The sequence below is a fragment of the Chitinophaga barathri genome (genome assembly GCF_003807585.1).
GTDB classification, from domain to species: Bacteria; Bacteroidota; Bacteroidia; order Chitinophagales; family Chitinophagaceae; genus Chitinophaga; species Chitinophaga barathri.
Genome location: NZ_RMBX01000014.1, coordinates 121,103 through 138,937, shown reverse-complemented (window position 1 = coordinate 138,937; position 17,835 = coordinate 121,103). Strand labels below are relative to the sequence as shown.

The 17,835-nt window shown below is 51.7% G+C and carries 14 protein-coding genes and 1 tRNA gene; 6 read left to right on the top strand and 9 right to left on the bottom strand.

All coding sequences use genetic code 11. The features are described 5' to 3' along the window. Positions 1–33: 33 nt before the first annotated feature. The 8 genes from EG028_RS23305 to EG028_RS23270 form a co-directional block, all read right to left on the bottom strand. The gene (locus tag EG028_RS23305) at positions 34–1,533 is read right to left on the bottom strand and encodes a glycosyltransferase family 2 protein (RefSeq protein WP_120518760.1); all 1,500 of its coding nucleotides are present in this window, start codon (positions 1,531–1,533) and stop codon (positions 34–36) included. 22 nt (positions 1,534–1,555) lie between these two features. Continuing rightward, positions 1,556–2,998: a glycosyltransferase family 2 protein gene (locus EG028_RS23300; protein WP_241559205.1), complete on the bottom strand. Its 1,443-nt coding sequence runs from the start codon at positions 2,996–2,998 to the stop codon at positions 1,556–1,558. After that, a complete protein-coding gene (locus EG028_RS23295) occupies positions 2,998–4,149 on the bottom strand; it encodes a HEAT repeat domain-containing protein (protein ID WP_120518761.1) in 1,152 nt (383 codons plus the stop codon). The genes EG028_RS23300 and EG028_RS23295 overlap by 1 nt, the downstream gene beginning before the upstream one ends. Positions 4,150–4,204: 55 nt before the next feature. After that, positions 4,205–4,585 (bottom strand): response regulator transcription factor, encoded by a 381-nt coding sequence (locus EG028_RS23290; protein ID WP_120518762.1) that lies wholly within the window; start codon positions 4,583–4,585, stop codon positions 4,205–4,207. Positions 4,586–4,796: 211 nt separating this feature from the next. Next, positions 4,797–6,044: an OmpA family protein gene (locus EG028_RS23285; protein ID WP_120518763.1), complete on the bottom strand. Its 1,248-nt coding sequence runs from the start codon at positions 6,042–6,044 to the stop codon at positions 4,797–4,799. 11 nt (positions 6,045–6,055) lie between these two features. Next, on the bottom strand, positions 6,056–6,976 hold the full coding sequence (locus EG028_RS23280; RefSeq protein WP_120518764.1) for a hypothetical protein: 921 nt from the start codon (positions 6,974–6,976) through the stop codon (positions 6,056–6,058). A gap of 82 nt (positions 6,977–7,058) precedes the next feature. Next, on the bottom strand, positions 7,059–7,883 hold the full coding sequence (locus EG028_RS23275; RefSeq protein ID WP_123864771.1) for a helix-turn-helix domain-containing protein: 825 nt from the start codon (positions 7,881–7,883) through the stop codon (positions 7,059–7,061). Between the two features lie 237 nt (positions 7,884–8,120). Beyond that, positions 8,121–8,202: transfer RNA gene (locus EG028_RS23270), tRNA-Leu, on the bottom strand. Between the two features lie 438 nt (positions 8,203–8,640). Here EG028_RS23270 and EG028_RS23265 point away from each other — a divergent pair. From EG028_RS23265 to EG028_RS23250, 4 genes are all read left to right on the top strand, one after another. After that, entirely contained in the window at positions 8,641–10,875 is a 2,235-nt protein-coding gene (locus EG028_RS23265; protein ID WP_120518766.1) for a RelA/SpoT family protein, read from the top strand. Between the two features lie 71 nt (positions 10,876–10,946). Further along, the gene (locus EG028_RS23260; RefSeq protein ID WP_120518767.1) at positions 10,947–12,209 is read left to right on the top strand and encodes an adenylosuccinate synthase; all 1,263 of its coding nucleotides are present in this window, start codon (positions 10,947–10,949) and stop codon (positions 12,207–12,209) included. Positions 12,210–12,305: 96 nt separating this feature from the next. Continuing rightward, the gene (locus EG028_RS27790; protein ID WP_162946616.1) at positions 12,306–12,845 is read left to right on the top strand and encodes a hypothetical protein; all 540 of its coding nucleotides are present in this window, start codon (positions 12,306–12,308) and stop codon (positions 12,843–12,845) included. Between the two features lie 99 nt (positions 12,846–12,944). Then, on the top strand, positions 12,945–14,144 hold the full coding sequence (locus tag EG028_RS23250; protein WP_241559206.1) for an anthranilate synthase component I family protein: 1,200 nt from the start codon (positions 12,945–12,947) through the stop codon (positions 14,142–14,144). A gap of 53 nt (positions 14,145–14,197) precedes the next feature. On the opposite strand, the gene EG028_RS23245 is transcribed toward EG028_RS23250, so the two are convergent. Further along, positions 14,198–15,118, bottom strand: a complete 921-nt coding sequence (locus EG028_RS23245) for a TIGR01777 family oxidoreductase (RefSeq protein ID WP_241559207.1) — start codon at positions 15,116–15,118, stop codon at positions 14,198–14,200. A gap of 158 nt (positions 15,119–15,276) precedes the next feature. Here EG028_RS23245 and EG028_RS23240 point away from each other — a divergent pair, with 158 nt between their 5' ends. Together EG028_RS23240 and EG028_RS23235 are read left to right on the top strand one after the other, a co-directional pair. Beyond that, positions 15,277–16,791 carry a hypothetical protein gene (locus tag EG028_RS23240; RefSeq protein WP_123864770.1) on the top strand — a complete coding sequence of 505 codons (1,515 nt, stop codon included), beginning with the start codon at positions 15,277–15,279 and terminating at the stop codon, positions 16,789–16,791. Between the two features lie 15 nt (positions 16,792–16,806). Beyond that, positions 16,807–17,787, top strand: coding sequence for a DUF6427 family protein (locus EG028_RS23235; protein ID WP_120518770.1), 981 nt, complete (start codon positions 16,807–16,809; stop codon positions 17,785–17,787). Positions 17,788–17,835: the final 48 nt, after the last annotated feature.

Here is a 17,835-nt window from a genome sequence, read left to right as displayed (position 1 = left end):
GTTTCATATGCTGATATGGATAAGTATGGTAAATCATGCTGTCTGTACTGTTCTCCGCTGGCCGAATCCCTGCCGCTGCATATTGCCCCAGTTGGATTTTTTGCCGGTGATAAAAAACCAGTATCCTCTCAGCGCGAAGAACACGATGAGCGGATGATAGAGGATCGGCTCGAGGAAGGCCATCAGGGCCAGGCCGATCACTTCGCGCCATGTTTTATAATACCGCAGCGTCAGCTGGTCCCAGCAGATGGCCAGGGTGGTGATCATGACCGAATAGAGGTACACGAATGCCAGCAGGATGAGCGCGTAGTCCCAGTTGATGCTGTTGGTGGCGATCAGGTAGATATAGTACAGCAGGCCGGTAAATTCAATGATGGGGGCGAGGAATTCGAACAGGAGGCTGCAGGGCAGTACTACCAGGCCCATTCTTTTGTACCGCGGGTTGAAGATCATTTTCCGGTGTATGGTGATGATCTCCGCCATGCCCCGGCCCCAGCGGGTACGTTGGCGGCTGAATACCTTCATGGTGGGCGGCCCTTCCGTCCAGCATTGCGTGGTGGGGATGTAACGCACGGCGTAACGGAGCTTGTTGTCTATCATGTACTGGCACATGCGGGTCACGATGTCCATGTCTTCCGCGAAAGATTTGTGGTCATAACCGCCGGCTTTGATGGCGATCTCTTTGTCGAACAGGCCGAGGCCGCCGGAGACGTTCGGCACGCAGTTGATCATGCTCCAGCCCATTTTACCGAGCACATAAGCGCGGATGTATTCCATTTCCTGGAAGCGGGGCAGCAGTTTGCGCGGCGGCCTTACGCGCACGATCACGCCCTGGTCTATCTCGCAATCGTTCGCCAGGCGAAGGGTGGCCCCGGCGGCTATTACCCGCACCCCTTCTTCCACGATGTGCACATAACCGCATTCCGGGCAAGGCTCACCGATCTGCTGCACCTTTTTATATTCCTCTTCCATAAAGGGTTTGATGAGGCGCAGCAGCGTATCTTTTTCGATGATACAATCCACGTCCGTGCAAAGGAAATAATCGTAAGACGCGGCGTTGATACCGGCATTGGAGGCATCCGCCTTGCTTTTCCCGTTCACTTTATCTATCACCAGCAGTTTGTCGTAAGCGACGTTCACGGATTTGAACAGCCTTTTTACCGGTTGTGTTTTGATGCGTTCGTTGTAAGCAAAGTCTATTTCCCGCAGCTCGAATTCCCGGATCAGTTTATCCAGCGTATCGTCCGTACTGCCGTCGTTGACGATGATCACTTCAAAGCGGGAATAGTTCAGGGTAAGCAGGGAACGTACATTGGAGATGATGGTCACGCCTTCGTTGAAGGCCGGGGCGATCACGGAAATGCCCGGTGCCAGCACGGAGTTGAGCATGCAGGTGTAATCCGTGTTTTCGTCCTTCCGTTTGAAGCGGATCACGCCGCGGAAGGAGAGCAGCGCCAGCAGGGCGTACATGATCAGCATGGCAAGGCCATAAAAAAAGATCGATCCTTCGTATATATTCCTGAACAGTTCCATGCGCTGTTGTTAAGGTTAAAAACTAGGCGGGCCGGTTGGGTGCCACCTGGAAGCCGCGGCGCTGCATATTGCCCCAGCCCGATTTTTTGCCGGTCAAAAAGAAATAATACCCGCGGAGCGAGAAAAACACGATCAACGGATGATACAGGAAAAACTCCAGGAACGGTGTGAGGCAAAGCAATGCCACGTCGCGCCAGGAATTGTAATACCGGAATGTGATCTGGTCGTACAGGATGGCCAGCGTGGTGATCATGATCGAATACGTATACACGAACACCAGCAGTACGATGGCCGTCGGCCAGTTGATGAGCCCCATGGCCACCATCGCGATGTAATACACGATGCCGGCAAATTCGATGATGGGTGCCAGCAGCTCAAAGAAAAAATTATACGGGAACACCACCAGTCCCATTTTCCCGTATTTCGGCTTGAGGAACATACTGAAGTGGGCATGCATCAGTTGCGCCAGGCCCCTGGCCCAGCGGGTGCGCTGCCTGCCGAATACTTTGACGGTAGACGGCACTTCGGTCCAGCAAAGGGTTTTGGGGATGTAACGGATGGCGTACGGTATCTTGTTGTCCAATGCATAACGGCACATGCGGGTCATGAGTTCCATGTCTTCGCCAAAAGAAGTATGGTCGTATCCGCCGCAGCGGATGGCGATCTCTTTGTCGAACAGGCCGAGGCCGCCGGATACGTTGGGCACGCAGTTCAGGAGCGTCCATCCCATTTTGCCGAGCACGAACGCGCGGATATACTCTACTTCCTGGAATCGTGGCAGCAGCTGTGCCGGCGGCCGCACGCCCACCATTACGCCCTGGTCGAACACATTGGAGTTGGCGATGCGCAGCGTGGCGCCGATGGCGATTACCCGTTTGTTTTTTTCCTTCATCACGGGTTTGATCAGCTCGATGATCGTGTTTTCGTCCAGGATGCAGTCTACGTCTGTACATACAAAGTGATCGTACGCGGCGGCATTGATGCCGGCATTCACCGCATCGGCCTTGCTTTTCCCGTTCACCTTATCGATGATGGTGAGTTTGGAGTAGACAGGGTCCGTGGATTTATAGATCTTTTTCACCGGCCGCGTCTGGATCTTGGCGTTGTAAGCGAAATCTACCGGCACCAGGCTGAATTCCCGGATCAGCTGTTCCATGCTGTTGTCCGTACTGCCGTCATTCACCACGATGATCTCGTACCGTACATATTTTAAAGTGAGCAGGGACCGTACATTGTAAATGATGGTAAGCCCTTCGTTGTAGGCCGGTGCGATCACGGAAATGCCCGGGGCCAGCGGGGAGGTGAGCAATACATCGCCGCCCTGGTATTTTTCGGACATCACCCACCTGCGCACCGCTATCAGCGAGCAGATGGCCAGCGCGGCGTAGGACACGAGCAATACGGAGCCGTATATGAATACGGTCGATTCGAAGATATTACCTGCTATTTCCCAGATCCGCTGCATCAGAATTTGATTAATGGGTTCATGCAATGTTTGAGGATCAGTTTGTTTTCCGCGGAGGAGGTTTCCAGCAGTTCCGTTATCAGTTCGCTGCCGGGCGGTTCGCTGTTGGTGAGCGATTTTGCGGCGTGTTTGCGAAGCTCAAAATCCGTAGAGAGCTGGAACTCCTGTTTCAGGAATTCGGTATGTTTCCCGCTGCCGATGCGGCCGAGGGCTTTTAATATTTCTATCTGGCAGTTGAGCGGCTGATTATTGTAGATGTATGCGAGTTTGTCTTCCGCATCGGCTATTTTCATCTTGCCCAGGCAGTTGATGGCTTCGGCGCGCAGCAGGTGGTCTTTGGTGTCCAGCAGTTTCAGCACGGCGGGTATGGCTTTCAGCTGGTGATAATGCACGACGAGTTTCAGGCAGAAGGAGATCACGCTTTTGTTGTTGGAATAGGTGATCCACTGCGCGAAGTTGGGTATGGCGATGTGGTTTGTGGTGGTGATGATGCGGAACAGTTCTACCTGGTCCCAAAGCAGGAGGGGCTCGGTGGCGAGGTCGAAGAATTTGAACGGTTCGTTTTTGGATAGTTTGATGTATGCATGCCGGGCGGCGGCACGCAGCTCACGGTTCCGTGAGTTGGTAAGCGGCAGGATGATTACGTCCGCCACGCCAATTTCCATATTGCTTAGCTCGTTCAGGGCGCGCACTTTGCGGTTCCATTTACGGGATTTGAGTTTTTTAAAGCTGTCTTTATCCAGTTCCAGCAGCAGGTAAAGGGTGCGTATTTCGTCACCCATGGCGCCGCGGACGTTGTTACGGTAGTTCAGCAGGCGGTCTATGAGCACCTGGCGGCCCCGGCGTTTGGAGAATTGCGGCAGGTGAAAGGCCTGGGCGGCCGTTTCTGCTGTTTGACCGGGTGTTTCAACGCTTTCGGGATCCTGGGACAGTACGTTGTCTATCAGCAGTTCGTCTATCAGTTCGTTCAGCCTGGCCACGTTTTTGTCGCGCCGGAAGCCGCGGAAGCGGCGGCGGAGGATGGAAAAGTAAGCCACCAGGGTAAGGCTTATAGCCACAAATACGAACAGGATCGCTACCTGTATGATCAGCGGTGCATAGCGGAATTCAAAAAAAATGCTCTCCAGGAAGTCTAGCAGAGAAAAGTTCATATATGCGTTTTTCAGTAGGGTGGTGCGGTGTGCGCGTGGAATGGCGGGGCGCGGTTCAGGAAACTTCTTTATTCAGCAGCCGCCGTATCCGCATCAGCAGTTCGGCCGGCAGTACGGGTTTTTTGAGGAAGTCGTCCGCCCCGAGTTTGAGGCCTTCCTGGATCATATCGTCCATGCCGGCGTTGGACAGCAGTATCACGGGCAACTGTCTGCCGTCCGGGATGTTCCTCACTTTGCTCAGGATCTCAAAACCATTGGCGTACGGCATCATGATATCGGTGATGATCAGGTCGTAGCCATACCCGGTGTGTTCCAGTATTTCAAATGCCTCCTTTCCGTTTCGTACGTGGTCAACCTGGTATTCGGCCTTTTGAAGAATTCTTTTGACGATGGTGGACATTACCTCATCGTCTTCGATCAGGAGGATTTTACTCATATCATTTAGGTTTATCGGCGCGGCCTTTCATTGCATAACAAATATGCCCTATAATTAGGTTTGACTCTCTTTATAAATATATGCCTATCAACAGGATATATCAAAAATAAGATGTTATTATGTGATTGCGGCAATTTGCCGAAGAAATTTACGGGGAAGGGGGGTAGTTGGGAAGTAGGTATTTAGATAATTAGCTCGATGCTGGAAGATTTTACAAGCCTGCTGCGGGAGTTGCTATAAATTCCACGCGCCGGTTTTCCGCCTTTCCGCTGGTAGTGTTGTTGTCGGCTACCGGCGCAGATTCACCTTTGCCTTCTGTTTGCAGGCGTGAAAGGTCAATGCCGTATTGTTTCTTTAATGCAGTTTTGATGGCGTCCGCTCTTCGTCTGGATAGTTCCAGGTTGGCATTGTCGGGCCCGTCGCTGTCCGTATGACCGGTGATATTGAGGTGCATTTCTTTATTTTCCTGCAGGATCATACCGATCTCCCGGATGATACCATATGACTGTGGTTTGATGCTCGCTGCATTTACATCAAAAAGTATCGCCGTTGTAGATACTTTTTCACCCGCCAGCAGCCTGCTTCTGAAATCCACACTTCCCTCCGCTACACGGAGGTTGCCGATAAAAAACGACTCTTTGGCTGCAGGCAGTATTTCCGCTGCCCTGAAATGAAAATTGGAGCGCAGTATAGTGGGCTCAAATCCACGCGGCAGATCGAACACCTTCTCCTGTTCAAGATATAAACGGATGCGTGTTTTATTTACGCTGATGCTGACCCTGACAGGTTTATTGGCCATGCTGTTTACCGGATATGATTTGTTATCCTCACGGCCTGAATAAATGCTGGTACTGCTGCCTACGAGATTTTTTACATGGTCGATCCTGAAATAGAACAGCTTTTTATAGGCCAGTTTATTTTTAACTGGATTGGCGTTTTCCGAAAACCCAAATGTAATGGGCGGCCGTGTGTTGCCTTCCGGGTAGAACAGGTCGAATTCGATGGTGAAGTTCTCCGGCAGAACTTTATTTATTTCCGGGTAGGTAATGGTATTGTGTGGAATTTTCAACCATTTTTCCGGTTGCCCATTCAGGGTAACCACCTCGCCGGAGCCATTGGTATTCCACCGGGAGGGGAAATCACCGATCTTGTCCGCCGTAAGATCATCGCTGAACAGTACTTTTTCACCTGCTATGAAATCATACCGGGAATCGATCGTCGTGACCGGTGATGCAGTTTGAACGCCCCCGTTCGATTTGAGGGGCTTGTCCTTTTTTGGGGCGGTAGCATCGTCAATTCCCTTTTCTGCTTTATCCAATCCCTTGTCTATTGTTTTATCAACTTTACGATCTACCCGGTTTTTTACTTTTCTTTCTATTCTGTCCAGTATCTGTGCATTGCTTTCCAAGGCGTTGATCAACAGTAAGCCCAATGGTATCAGCAGATGTAATGGTTTCATGAGCGGGTATTTTATTCGATGGTGACAGCATCATCGTCGCTGATACCGAAGGCTGCTTTTACAGCGTCATAATTTTTAAGGTCAACGGGGACGCTTTTCCGTGAAATGAAGTTGACTTCATCTGCCGGGATCAGTAACACTCTCAGCTTTGTGACATTTGGAGGATTAGTACCCGCAGGCAGATCCGACCCATCTTCGTTATAAGCGGCTATCCTGATATATGAAGGCGCTACGCGTACGCCGACGAAATAATAATTCACGGCGGGATTGGCTAAAAATATGTGCCCGGGGATCTGGTGCCAGGTATCGATGGTGCTCGTTCCACGGATTACGATGTATGTTAGAACGACGCCGTTTGTCCTGATGTCTGCCGGGACCGGCAGCAGCGTGTTGCTGATGTCCAGCAGATGGGAAGCATTCCAGGCCAGCTCAGCGGGTCTGGTAACGACATACGATATAACGCGTGAAATGCGGAGCGGCACTCCGTCACCCCAACCGGCGTCGGATTTCGGGCCATACATGACTGCCGCCAGCTTGTCAAAATAAAAATCGCCGTTAACCCCGGATGCGGGCGGGGGAGGCGCGATACCGCTAAGTATCCTTGCGCCGTTCGTACCATTTGCGCCAGTGGCGCCGGTAGCACCGGCCGGACCTCTTAAAGCAACGGCGGCGCCCCAGTCGGCAGCAGTTTTAGGGCCATATAATTGTGCAGTGCTTAGATTCACGTAATAATCGCCCGCTGCGCCAAGGTTAGCTGCAGGTACGGTAGTGCCATTGAGTATTTTAGATCCGGGTAAGCCAGCCGGGCCTGCAATGCCTTGTTCCCCCTGCGGGCCAGCGGGGCCTTGTCCTCCTGTTGCACCGTCTTTACCGCATTGTATACCGGTAGCGGAGAGTAAAAGGATGAAGGACAGGGATCGTGCCTTTTTCATGCTGCGTGATAGTGTATTCATCCTGCAAGCTTAACACTTCCCGGCAACGTGGGATTGTAAAAAAGACGCAAATTTTAAAGGGTCAATGGGCTATATTGGTCAGGATCTCGTCGTTGGTTGAATAGGCAGTTGGGGTTTTGCCGTAGAATAATTTGAATTCCTTAATGAAATGCGCCTGGTCATAATATCCGAACTGGTACGCTATTTCCGTCCAGGGGCGGCGATCCGCTTGTTGTTGTATGTGTGACAGCATTGCATTAAACCGGGCTATACGCTGAAACTGTTTCGGTCCCATGCCTACGATCTCCTTCATCTGACGTTCCAGCTTGCTTTTGGATACGCCTTCCTCCCTGCACATTTTTTTTACAAGCAACGGCTCCTGGCTTTCCCTCTTGATCTTTTTACTGATTTCATCAAATTGCCGGACCATGTCCGTGTTTTTTTGCTGAAGAAGGCGCTGCAGCAGGAATTGTTCGATGATAGAGCGGGTTTTGCGTGCTGTAGTACTGTCCTCCAGTTGCTGGCGCAGATTCCGTGCCACCTTGCCGCCGAGCAGATCGGAAAGATTGAACATATCATTCACACAACCATGCTGGCCTGCACCCAGTAATTGAAAGGCACCGCAAGGCTTGAATATCACAAAAAAGACATCAAACCGGTCGTTGATACTTATCTTTCTGAAATAGGTGCCCTGGCCGGAAAAAGCAACGGATTCGAATTTTCGGGCTGGCTCGTCATCTGCTTTTAACCAGACTTCCCTTCCTCCCATTGTCACAGGTAAAGCAGTGCATCCGGGTGGCACCATACCAAAATCAGACCATTGACCGGCTACACCAACACAAGTATAGACATAATGATGGATAAAAGGTTGTAAAGCAGGATGTGGAGGCAGTAGAACGGGATACATAGTTGTTCGTTGGGGTATGAGGAGTGCACTCAATCTTCAGTCAGGTTGAAAATACGATTTTCCGTTCATAATAGGCAGCAATAAAATTTGTCATCTGAGGGATTTAAAAGGATTACCTGGATGCCCAGTTCTTTAATTTCTTCCATTTTCACAATTGCTTGCAAATTGTTTGCAAATTTTGAGCAAAACAGAAAAGGCCGCCGAAGCAGCCTTTTCAACAAATTGAAAATCAATCTGTGCGGATGATAGGACTCGAACCTACATACCTCGCGGCACCAGATCCTAAGTCTGGCGTGTCTACCAATTTCACCACATCCGCGTTTTTTAGGACTGCAAAGGTATCGTTTTTCCAGAATTATAAAAATTATTGATAGATCGCCCGGAAGGCGAACCCCCTGGTACTATTTTATCATGCCTTCACCGCGGCTCTCCTATACCTCTCGTATACCTATCCTATACGTACCGTATACTTTGGCTATAGGAGAATATATCATCACTTTCCGGATACAATACCTGTACTTTAGCGGTACTTAAAGCATATCAAAAGCATAGCAAGAGCATATCAAAAGCGTATCAAAAGCATACTTACCCCCACCCGCTGCCATTTTGATCGTCCTTTTAGGCAAAAATGGCAGCCTTTCCTTGTGTCGGCTCCCAACTCCTTTGGACCCGCCATTTTCCCCGCCTTCCCGGCCCCAAATCCGGCACAACGGCAGTATTCCAATTACTGGTGCTCTTTTTGTATTTTTGATACTGCATGGAAACTGTGACCGTTCAAAAATATAACCTCGACGAAGAGCAGGAGAAAAAAGAGATCGTCCGCCACTACCGCGCCCTGTTGCGCGCGCTCAAACCCCGTTTGAAAAAAGGCGACCGTGAGCTCGTCCGTACCGCTTTCGAAATGGCCGCCGAAGCCCACCGGGATATGCGCCGCAAATCCGGAGAACCCTACATTCTCCACCCCCTGGCCGTAGCCCAGATCACCGTGGAAGAAATAGGCCTCGGCGTACGTTCCGCCATCTGCGCCCTGCTGCACGATACCGTGGAAGATACCGAAGTCACCCTCGAAGACGTGGAACGTGAATTCGGCACCGAAATAGCCCATATCGTGGACGGGCTGACCAAGATATCCACCGTGATCGATTCCAATACCAGCACCATGCAGGCGGAGAATTTCAAGAAGATCCTCCTCACTCTGGCCGATGACCCCCGCGTGATCCTCATCAAACTGGCGGACAGGCTGCACAACATGCGCACCCTGGACAGTATGAGCCGCGAAAAACAGCTCAAAATATCCTCCGAAACCGTGTTTATCTACGCCCCGCTCGCCCACCGCCTTGGTTTGTATACTATCAAGAGCGAGCTGGAAGACCTGGCCATGAAATACACGGAGCAGGACAAATACCGCGAAATAGCCCGCCGCCTCAAAGAAACCAAACGCGAGCGCACCCGCTATATCAACGAATTCATCAAACCTATCAAGGAAGTGCTCCAGGAAGAGGGCTTCAATTTCGAGATGATCGGCCGCCCCAAGTCCATCCACTCCATCTGGAACAAGATCAAGACCAAAGGCGTACAGTTTGAAGAAGTATACGACCTTTTCGCCATCCGCATCATCCTGGATTCCGCCGTGGAAAAGGAAAAAGCGGACTGCTGGAAGGTGTATTCCATCATCACGGACTTTTACCACCCCAGCCCCGAACGTACCCGCGACTGGCTCAGCAACCCGAAAAGCAACGGCTATGAAGCCCTGCACGTGACGGTAATGGGGCCAAGCGGCAAGTGGGTGGAAGTCCAGATCCGCTCCAAACGCATGAATGACTATGCCGAAAAAGGCGTAGCCGCCCACTGGCGCTATAAAGAAGGGAATTCTACCGTACAGGAATCCAAGTTCGAACAATGGTTCAGCCAGATCAGGGAGATACTGAACAGCCCGGATTCCAATACCCTGGACTTCCTGGCGGATTTTAAAAGCAACCTTTTCACCGAGGAAATATATGTGTACACCCCCAAAGGGGACCTGAAAATACTGCCCGTAGGCTCTACCGCGCTGGATTTCGCCTATTCCATCCACAGCGCCGTGGGCAACAAATGCATTGGCGCCAAAGTGAACTACAAGCTGGTGCCCCTCAGCCACAAGCTGCGCAGCGGGGACCAGGTGGAGATCATCACCTCGAACAAACAAAAACCCTCGGAAGACTGGCTGAACATCGTGCTCACGGCCAAAGCCAAAAGCAAGATCAAGGACGCGCTGAAAGAAGAAAAACGAAAAGTGGCCATGGACGGCAAGGAGATACTCGAGCGCAAGCTGGAGCACGTCAAAGCCTCCGCCAGCCAGTACAATATCAACGAGCTGGTGCAGTTCTACAAACAGCCCAGCCCGCTGGACCTGTATTACCAGATCGCCGTCAAAAACATAGACCTGAAGGAGCTGAAATCCTTCCATGTGCTGGGAGACAAGCTGGAGCCGCCCAAACCGGTAAAAGTGGTGGAGCCGGTGGTGGACGAGGCCCTGCACAAGCAGCCGTCCAAAAAGGACGCGGAACTGATCATTTTCGGGGAAAGTTCGGACAAGATCGCTTACAAACTCGCGAACTGCTGCCGCCCCATCCCGGGAGACGACGTATTTGGATTTATCACCGCCAGCGAAGGCCTCAAGATACACCGGACGAACTGCCCCAATGCCGCGCAGCTGCTGGCCCACTACGGCCACCGCGTGGTAAAGACCAAATGGGTGAAAAACCGCGAGATTTCCTTCCTCACCGGCCTGAAAATAGTAGGGATGGACGATGTGGGCGTGATCCACAAGATCACCAATATCATCTCCGGGGAGCTCAGGATCAACATTGCCGGGCTCACCATCGAGTCCAAGGAAGGCCTGTTCGAAGGGCTTATCAAGGTGTTTGTGCACGATAAAGACGAACTGGAAGAATTGTTTGAACGCCTGAAGGCGCTGGACGGCATCCAGAGCATCAGCCGGCTGGAAGATTAAATATTCTCCAACTTTTCATTCAATCGCCTTATTTTTGCCTCTTCTTTAAAACATAAAATCACATATCAACAATGGTAGATGTTCTGCTGGGGCTGCAATGGGGCGATGAAGGGAAAGGCAAGATAGTAGATTATTTTGCGGGTAAATATGACGTTATTGCCCGTTTCCAGGGAGGCCCCAATGCCGGGCACACCTTGTATGTCAATGGCCAGAAAGTGGTGTTGCACACAATCCCTTCCGGTGTATTCCACACCAATACCCTGAACCTCATCGGCAACGGTGTGGTGCTGGACCCCGTTACTTTCAAAAAAGAATGCGAAAAAGTGGCCGCCCTGGGCATAGACCTCGGTAAAAACCTCTTTATCGCTGAAAAGACGCATATCATTGTGCCTACCCACCGCGCGCTGGATAAAGCCTCAGAACTGTCCAAAGGACAGGAAAAGATCGGCTCCACGCTGAAAGGGATCGGCCCCGCATACATGGACAAGACCGGCCGCAACGGCCTCCGCGTGGGGGACGTGATGAATGCCGACTTCAAAAACTCATACGAAAAACTCAAAGCCAAACATCTCCAGCTGCTGGCTAACTATAATTTCAGCGAGGATATCGCCGAATGGGAAGCTGAATTCTGGGATGCCATCGACTTCCTGCGTACAATGAACGTCGTGCGCGGCGAATACTGGCTGAACGAACACCTGAAAGCCGGTAAAGAAGTACTGGCGGAAGGCGCGCAGGGCAGCATGCTGGACGTGGATTTCGGTACTTACCCCTTTGTCACCTCTTCCAACACCATTTCAGCCGGCGTTTGCACCGGCCTGGGCCTTGCTCCCAAATGGATCCGCGAAGTGATCGGCGTTACCAAAGCTTACTGCACACGCGTAGGCGGCGGGCCGTTCCCCACCGAGCTGGAAGATGAGACGGGCGAACAGCTGCGCAAAGCCGGCCATGAATTTGGCGCTACCACAGGCCGCCCCCGCCGTTGCGGCTGGATAGACCTCGTGGCGCTGGATTATACCTGCATGCTCAGCGGCGTTACCCAGCTGGTAATGACAAAAAGCGACGTGCTGGACGAATTCTCCGAGGTACAGGCCTGCACCGCCTATGAGATTGACGGACAACAGACTAAGGAGATGCCTTTCAATATCTGCGGAGTACCTATCAAACCGATACTCGAAAGTTTTCCCGGCTGGTCCGAGCCTACCGCAAAAAGCAACAGCTACGGAACATTACCTAAGGAAATGAAAAATTTCTTATCTTTTGTGGAAAGCTATCTGGGCGTGCCCGTACAGTACGTGTCCAACGGTCCTGGCAGGGATCAGATACTCGAAAAGTAAAGTCAAAAAAATACAAAAAAAACAGTCAAAAAAAAATTTGGCGAATCAAAAAAACTGTTAAAACTTTACCTTAGAATCTAATAGTAACGTACCATTATGAAATCAAAATCTGATAAAGAAAAAGAGACTAAAAAGACTACTTCGCCTAAGACTGACAAAGCTTCTGAAAAGAAAACCAGTGCCAAGCCTAAGAAAGAAGTAGACGAGGATGAGGATGAGGACGAGGAGGAATCTCCCCGTAAGTCTGCTGCTTCTAAAAAATCAGATAAGCTTACGGCAAAATCCAAAAAGACAGAGGAGGATGATGACGATGACGAAGAAGGTGACGATGATGATGCTCCCAAAAGAGGCCGCCCGGCTAAAGCAGCCACCAGGAAGAAAAAGGACGATGACGATGATTCCGACGATGCGGATGATGACGACGAATCCGACGATGATGATGCCTGGGAAAAAGGAGAAGACGAAGACTACGATCCTGACTTCGAGGAGTTCGATATGCCTAAGCCTAAAAACAAACGCGGCCGCCCCAGCACCAAAAAAGGCGCTGACGACGATGACCTGGATATAGACGACGACTTCAAGGACATGGGCATGTTCAACGACCGTTTTGATGATGACGATGATGATGATTTCTAAGCCATAAACGTGCTATCATACAGTTTTCCTGTTGAAAATATAAGCGCATTTAAACAGCAAATGTTGAGCTGGGGTAACCGGTTCAACATTTGTTGTTTTTTGGACAATAACGATTACCGGCTCACCGGCTCGGGCGCTGAAGCACTGCTCGCCGCGGATGCCGTGGAAGTGCTGCAATGCAGCGCCGGTACCGCGTTTCAACAATTAAAGGAATTCCATTCCGCCCGCCCCGGCTGGCTTTTCGGCCACCTGGGCTACGATCTTAAAAACGAAACCGAAAAACTCCGCTCCACCCACCCGGACGGTGTCGGTTTCCCGGATATGGCCTTTTTCAGGCCCCGCTACCTCCTCCAGCTCCGGCAAAATGAGCTGCACATCAGCGGCCCCTCCCTCACGGAAAAAGAAGCACAGGAAATATACTCTGACTGCCTCAGGCAGGAGGCCCCTTCTTTGGCCAATACCAGCCCCGTATCTGCCCTCGACGCTCACCTGGGGCGCACAGCCTACCTGGATGCGGTGAGGGCCTTACGGGAGCATATCCGCAAGGGAGATTGTTATGAGGTGAACTTCTGCCGCGAACAATTCGCAAGGGCGCCCATTGCGGACCCGCTGGCCCTGTTCCTCCGGCTGAACGTCCTGAACCCTTCGCCCTTCGCGGCTTATTACCGCCTCGGCCTCCGCAGCCTCGCCTGCTCCAGCCCGGAAAGGTTCCTGCGCAAAAAAGGCAATACCATCATCAGCCAGCCCATCAAAGGCACCGCCCGCCGCGCCGCGGACACGCAGGCAGATGCGGCCCTGCGGCAGGGCCTCCGCAACAGCCCGAAAGAACAGTCCGAAAATGTGATGATCGTGGACCTCGTGCGAAACGACCTGTCCAAAACCGCCGTACAGGGCTCTGTAAAAGTGGAAGAACTTTTCGGCATCTACACCTTCCCGCAGGTACATCATATGATCTCCACGGTGACGGCTATACTCAGCCCTGAACACCATTTCACGGACGCGATCAGGCACGCCTTTCCCATGGGCTCTATGACCGGCGCGCCCAAACTGCGCGTGATGGAACTGATCGAACAATATGAAAGAACCAGGCGGGGATTGTTTTCCGGCGCGGTAGGTTATATTACACCGGAAGGTGATTTTGATTTTAACGTGGTGATACGAAGTATCCTCTACAATGCGGAAACCCCATACATCTCCATCCAGACGGGCTCCGCCATCACATTCTACAGCGATCCGGAAAAGGAATGGGAGGAATGCCTGCTGAAAGCCAAAGCCCTGCAGGCGGCCCTGGGAGCTTAAATACTATCGCCTTACAATCAGTGAATACCAGTATTGGACAAGGAAAAAGACGGTCAGGGATTGGATACGATCTGTTTGATAGCGCTTTCCACGTCGGGGTAGGAGAACACAAAACCCGTCTGTTGTATTTTTTCAGAAGAGACTTTCACGCTTTTTAAGACTTCGACGCTCATCTCGCCCAGCGCCACTTTCAGCGCAAAGACCGGTATATGCACCGTGATGAAACTGTTGCCTTTTACAGCGCGGGCCAGCGTAAGCACCAGCTCCCGGTTCGTCACCGGGCGGGGGGCCACTGCGTTATAAGCGCCGTGCAGCTGGTCGTTCAGCAGCGCGTTGAAGTACAAACGCACCAGGTCCTGCAGGTGTATCCAGCTCACAAACTGGTCGCCATTGCCCATCACTGTGGCGAAGCCGAGCTTCACGGGCTTGTGGAATTCCCTGAGGGCGCTGCCTTTCAGGCTCAGTACAATGCCTGTGCGGAGGATGACCACTGTTTTGCCCAGCGTTTCCATCTGGCGCACACTGTCTTCCCAGGCTTTGCAGGTAGTGCCCAGGAAATCGCTGGCGGGGGGATCGTTTTCGGTGAACACCTTGCCTGTATATTGGCCGTAGTAGCCGGTGGCGGAGGCGCTGATCACTTTCCGGACCTTGTTCGGGTGCTGGCGGAGGCTGTCGTAGAGGAGGTTGCTGCTTTCCACCCGGCTGTCCAGTATCTCCTGTTTGCGTTTTTTGGTCCAGCGGCCGTCTGCCACGTTTGCACCGGCCAGGTGAATGATATGGTCCGCCGCCTGCAGCGCCGTGATATCCAGCGATTTGCGGGCAGGGTCCCACTGCGCGAAACGCAGGTTGGGGTGGGAAGAAGTTCTTTTGCCGCGGGTGAGCACGATCACATGGTAGCCTTTCTCCAGCAGCAAAGCCGTCAAAGCCTGCCCCACCAGGCCCGTGCCACCCGTAACTAATACCGTATCCATCATAATAACGCCAACGTTTTGCCAATAAAATTACACAATAAATTGCGCCCCGTTCTTAGTGCTTTGCAATAACGTAATTTTCGTGTAGGTTTGAAAGCAGAACTATGCATAAAACTGATACATTCAACGTTTATCCTGTATCTAACCTTAAATAATTGTCCATGCGCATTCGTCATATCGTGCAAATTTGTGTGCTGTTGCTGTGCAGTGCGGTAGCCAACGCCCAGAAGATTACTTACTCAGAGCCGGAAAGGGATGATTACAAAACCACCGAATTCGAAATTATCGGCAGGATGGCCGGTAACATTCTGGTTTACAAGGCAGACCGTGGAGAATATAATATTTCCGTATACGACAACGCCATGCAGCTGAAAGACCGCGTGAAGCTGGACTTCCTGCCTAAAAAGCTGATCAGCGTGGACTTTGTGGCCTACCCGGACAGGGCTTTTATGATCTACCAGTTCCAGCGCAGGGACGCAGTGTACAGCTTCGTGGGAGAAGTAACTCCAAACGGGACCTTCACCTCCGCCCCTGTAATGGTGGATTCCACCCGCATCGGCAACTTTTCAAAAGAGAACAAGATATATTCCGTGGAAGTGTCTGAAGACAAAAACCGGATCCTCGTATACAAGATCAACCAGGACAAGGAGAACGACAACGTGTTTTACACCTTCCTGTACGACAGCTCCTTCAACCTTGTGAACAACAGCCGCGTATCCCTGCCCATGGAAGGGAAACGCCAGTTCCTCAGCAATTTCACCCTGAACAACGAGGGCGACCTGCTCTTTACCAAACTGGACCGCACTACCAACCGGGATTATATCGTGAACGGCGAAGTGGTGATCAAAAGGGCGGTAGTGGATTCCTTTGAAACCGCGCACTTCGAAACCAAAAACCTGCTGCTGGATGAAGTGAAACTGAAGCTGGATAACCAGGACAAACAGGTGCTGGTGACGGCCTTTTTCTACAAACAGAAACGCGGCAACGTGGACGGGCTGTACGTAATGCGCCTGGATTACGGCAAACGGGAACGCATGTTTGAAAAACTGACACCCTTCAGCCCCGAACTGAAACAGAGCGCCCGCGGCGATGCTTCCACCTCCGCCGCTTTCAACGATTATTTTATCCGCAGGATCGTGAATACGGCAAACGGGGGCTTCCTGCTCACCGCCGAGTCTTATTACACTACTTCCCGCAGCCAGCCCTGGAACCGCTGGAACTATATGTACGGCGGGTATGGCGGGTACAATCCTTATTATTATTCACCCTATTCCCCGTACTATTATAACCCCTACGGCTGGAACGACGGACAGGGCACCCGTTATCACTACGACAATGTGGCCATCCTGAGCTACGACGAAAACGGCGACCTGCAATACAGCAACTTCGTGCACAAAAGCCAGTTTGACGACGGGGCAGACCTTTACCTCAGTTATATGCTGGTGAACGTGGGCAGCGAGCTGCACTTCCTCTTCAACGAGCTGGACCGCCGGCAATACGTGCTCACCGAAAACACGATCGGGCCGGATGGCAAGGTGAACCGCAAGCCCACCCTCCGCAACCTGGACAAAGGTTTCTCCTGGATGCCCAGGTATGGCAAGCAGATCAGCGCCCGGAGCGTGCTGATACCCTGTATTTACAGAAACTACATCTGCTTTGCTAAAATTGACTTTTAATCACATCTTTGCATCGTGATAAAATTTTTCAGATCCGGCAATCCGCTGACGGTATTGTTGCTGTTCATCTACCTGCTGTTTGTCAAATTCTACTACCTTATCCACCCGGCCGTTTACCAGGCAGACGGTTCTGAAGGCCTGCTGTATACGGAGATCACGGGTTGGCTGGAGGGTATAGCCGGCAAAAGCGCCCTATTTTACACCTGCCTGGCACTGCTGCTGCAGTTCCTGCAAGCCCTGCTGTTCACCCGGATCATCAACAACCACCGGCTGTTTTCCAAAGACACTTACCTGCCCGCCATGTGTTTCCTGCTGTTCACCTCGCTGCTGGAAGGCTGGAACGTGTTTTCCCCCGCTCTTATCGTCAATACCGTGATGCTCTGGATATTTTCCAGCATTTCGGACCTCTATATGCGCTCTTCCGCCCGGGACGTGGCTTTTAACATGGGGTTCGCCCTGGGCCTCTGCGGGCTGGTATATTTCCCTTCCGTACTGTTCCTGGCGCTGCTGCTGCTGAGCCTGCTCATTATGCGCGCCTTCAGGCTGGCGGAATGGATCATCGGGCTGCTGGGCATCATCTGCCCGTTTTACCTGCTGGGCACCTACCTGTTCCTCACCAACCGCACGGAGCTGATCCTGGACATGCCGCGGATCAGTTTTCACCTCCCGATGATCACGGATTACAAGGTCTGGGGCGCCCTGATCACCAACCTGCTGTTTTTTGTGATCGGCTGGCTGATGCTGCAGCGGACATTTAAGAAAATGCTGATCCAGGGAAGAAAGATATGGGCCACTGTAGTGATCTATGTGCTGGTAGCCATGCTGATACCGCTTTTCAGCGGCCATTTCAGCCCCAATTATTGGGTGCTGGCGGTATTGCCCATCTCGCTGTTTGCCGGGAACGTGTTCTGGACGGTGACTAACAATACCATAGCTAACGTAATACACGTAATTCTTTTGGTTTATGTGATTGTGATGCAATACTTTTCCCACTAAGCCGATGGTGTTAGCGGAATCATAAATCTATGAGCGGTTATTGTATAT

What these genes read in the sequence shown, in the direction of transcription:
- EG028_RS23245 (WP_241559207.1), bottom strand. Translation starts at nt 15,118, where the DNA reads ATGATGGATACGGTATTAGTTACGGGTGGCACGGGCCTGGTGGGGCAG.
- EG028_RS23290 (WP_120518762.1), bottom strand. Translation starts at nt 4,585, where the DNA reads ATGAGTAAAATCCTCCTGATCGAAGACGATGAGGTAATGTCCACCATC.
- EG028_RS23295 (WP_120518761.1), bottom strand. Translation starts at nt 4,149, where the DNA reads ATGAACTTTTCTCTGCTAGACTTCCTGGAGAGCATTTTTTTTGAATTC.
- EG028_RS23285 (WP_120518763.1), bottom strand. Translation starts at nt 6,044, where the DNA reads ATGAAACCATTACATCTGCTGATACCATTGGGCTTACTGTTGATCAAC.
- EG028_RS23260 (WP_120518767.1), top strand. Translation starts at nt 10,947, where the DNA reads ATGGTAGATGTTCTGCTGGGGCTGCAATGGGGCGATGAAGGGAAAGGC.
- EG028_RS23280 (WP_120518764.1), bottom strand. Translation starts at nt 6,976, where the DNA reads ATGAAAAAGGCACGATCCCTGTCCTTCATCCTTTTACTCTCCGCTACC.
- EG028_RS23305 (WP_120518760.1), bottom strand. Translation starts at nt 1,533, where the DNA reads ATGGAACTGTTCAGGAATATATACGAAGGATCGATCTTTTTTTATGGC.
- EG028_RS23240 (WP_123864770.1), top strand. Translation starts at nt 15,277, where the DNA reads ATGCGCATTCGTCATATCGTGCAAATTTGTGTGCTGTTGCTGTGCAGT.
- EG028_RS23300 (WP_241559205.1), bottom strand. Translation starts at nt 2,998, where the DNA reads ATGCAGCGGATCTGGGAAATAGCAGGTAATATCTTCGAATCGACCGTA.
- EG028_RS23265 (WP_120518766.1), top strand. Translation starts at nt 8,641, where the DNA reads ATGGAAACTGTGACCGTTCAAAAATATAACCTCGACGAAGAGCAGGAG.
- EG028_RS27790 (WP_162946616.1), top strand. Translation starts at nt 12,306, where the DNA reads ATGAAATCAAAATCTGATAAAGAAAAAGAGACTAAAAAGACTACTTCG.
- EG028_RS23275 (WP_123864771.1), bottom strand. Translation starts at nt 7,883, where the DNA reads ATGTATCCCGTTCTACTGCCTCCACATCCTGCTTTACAACCTTTTATC.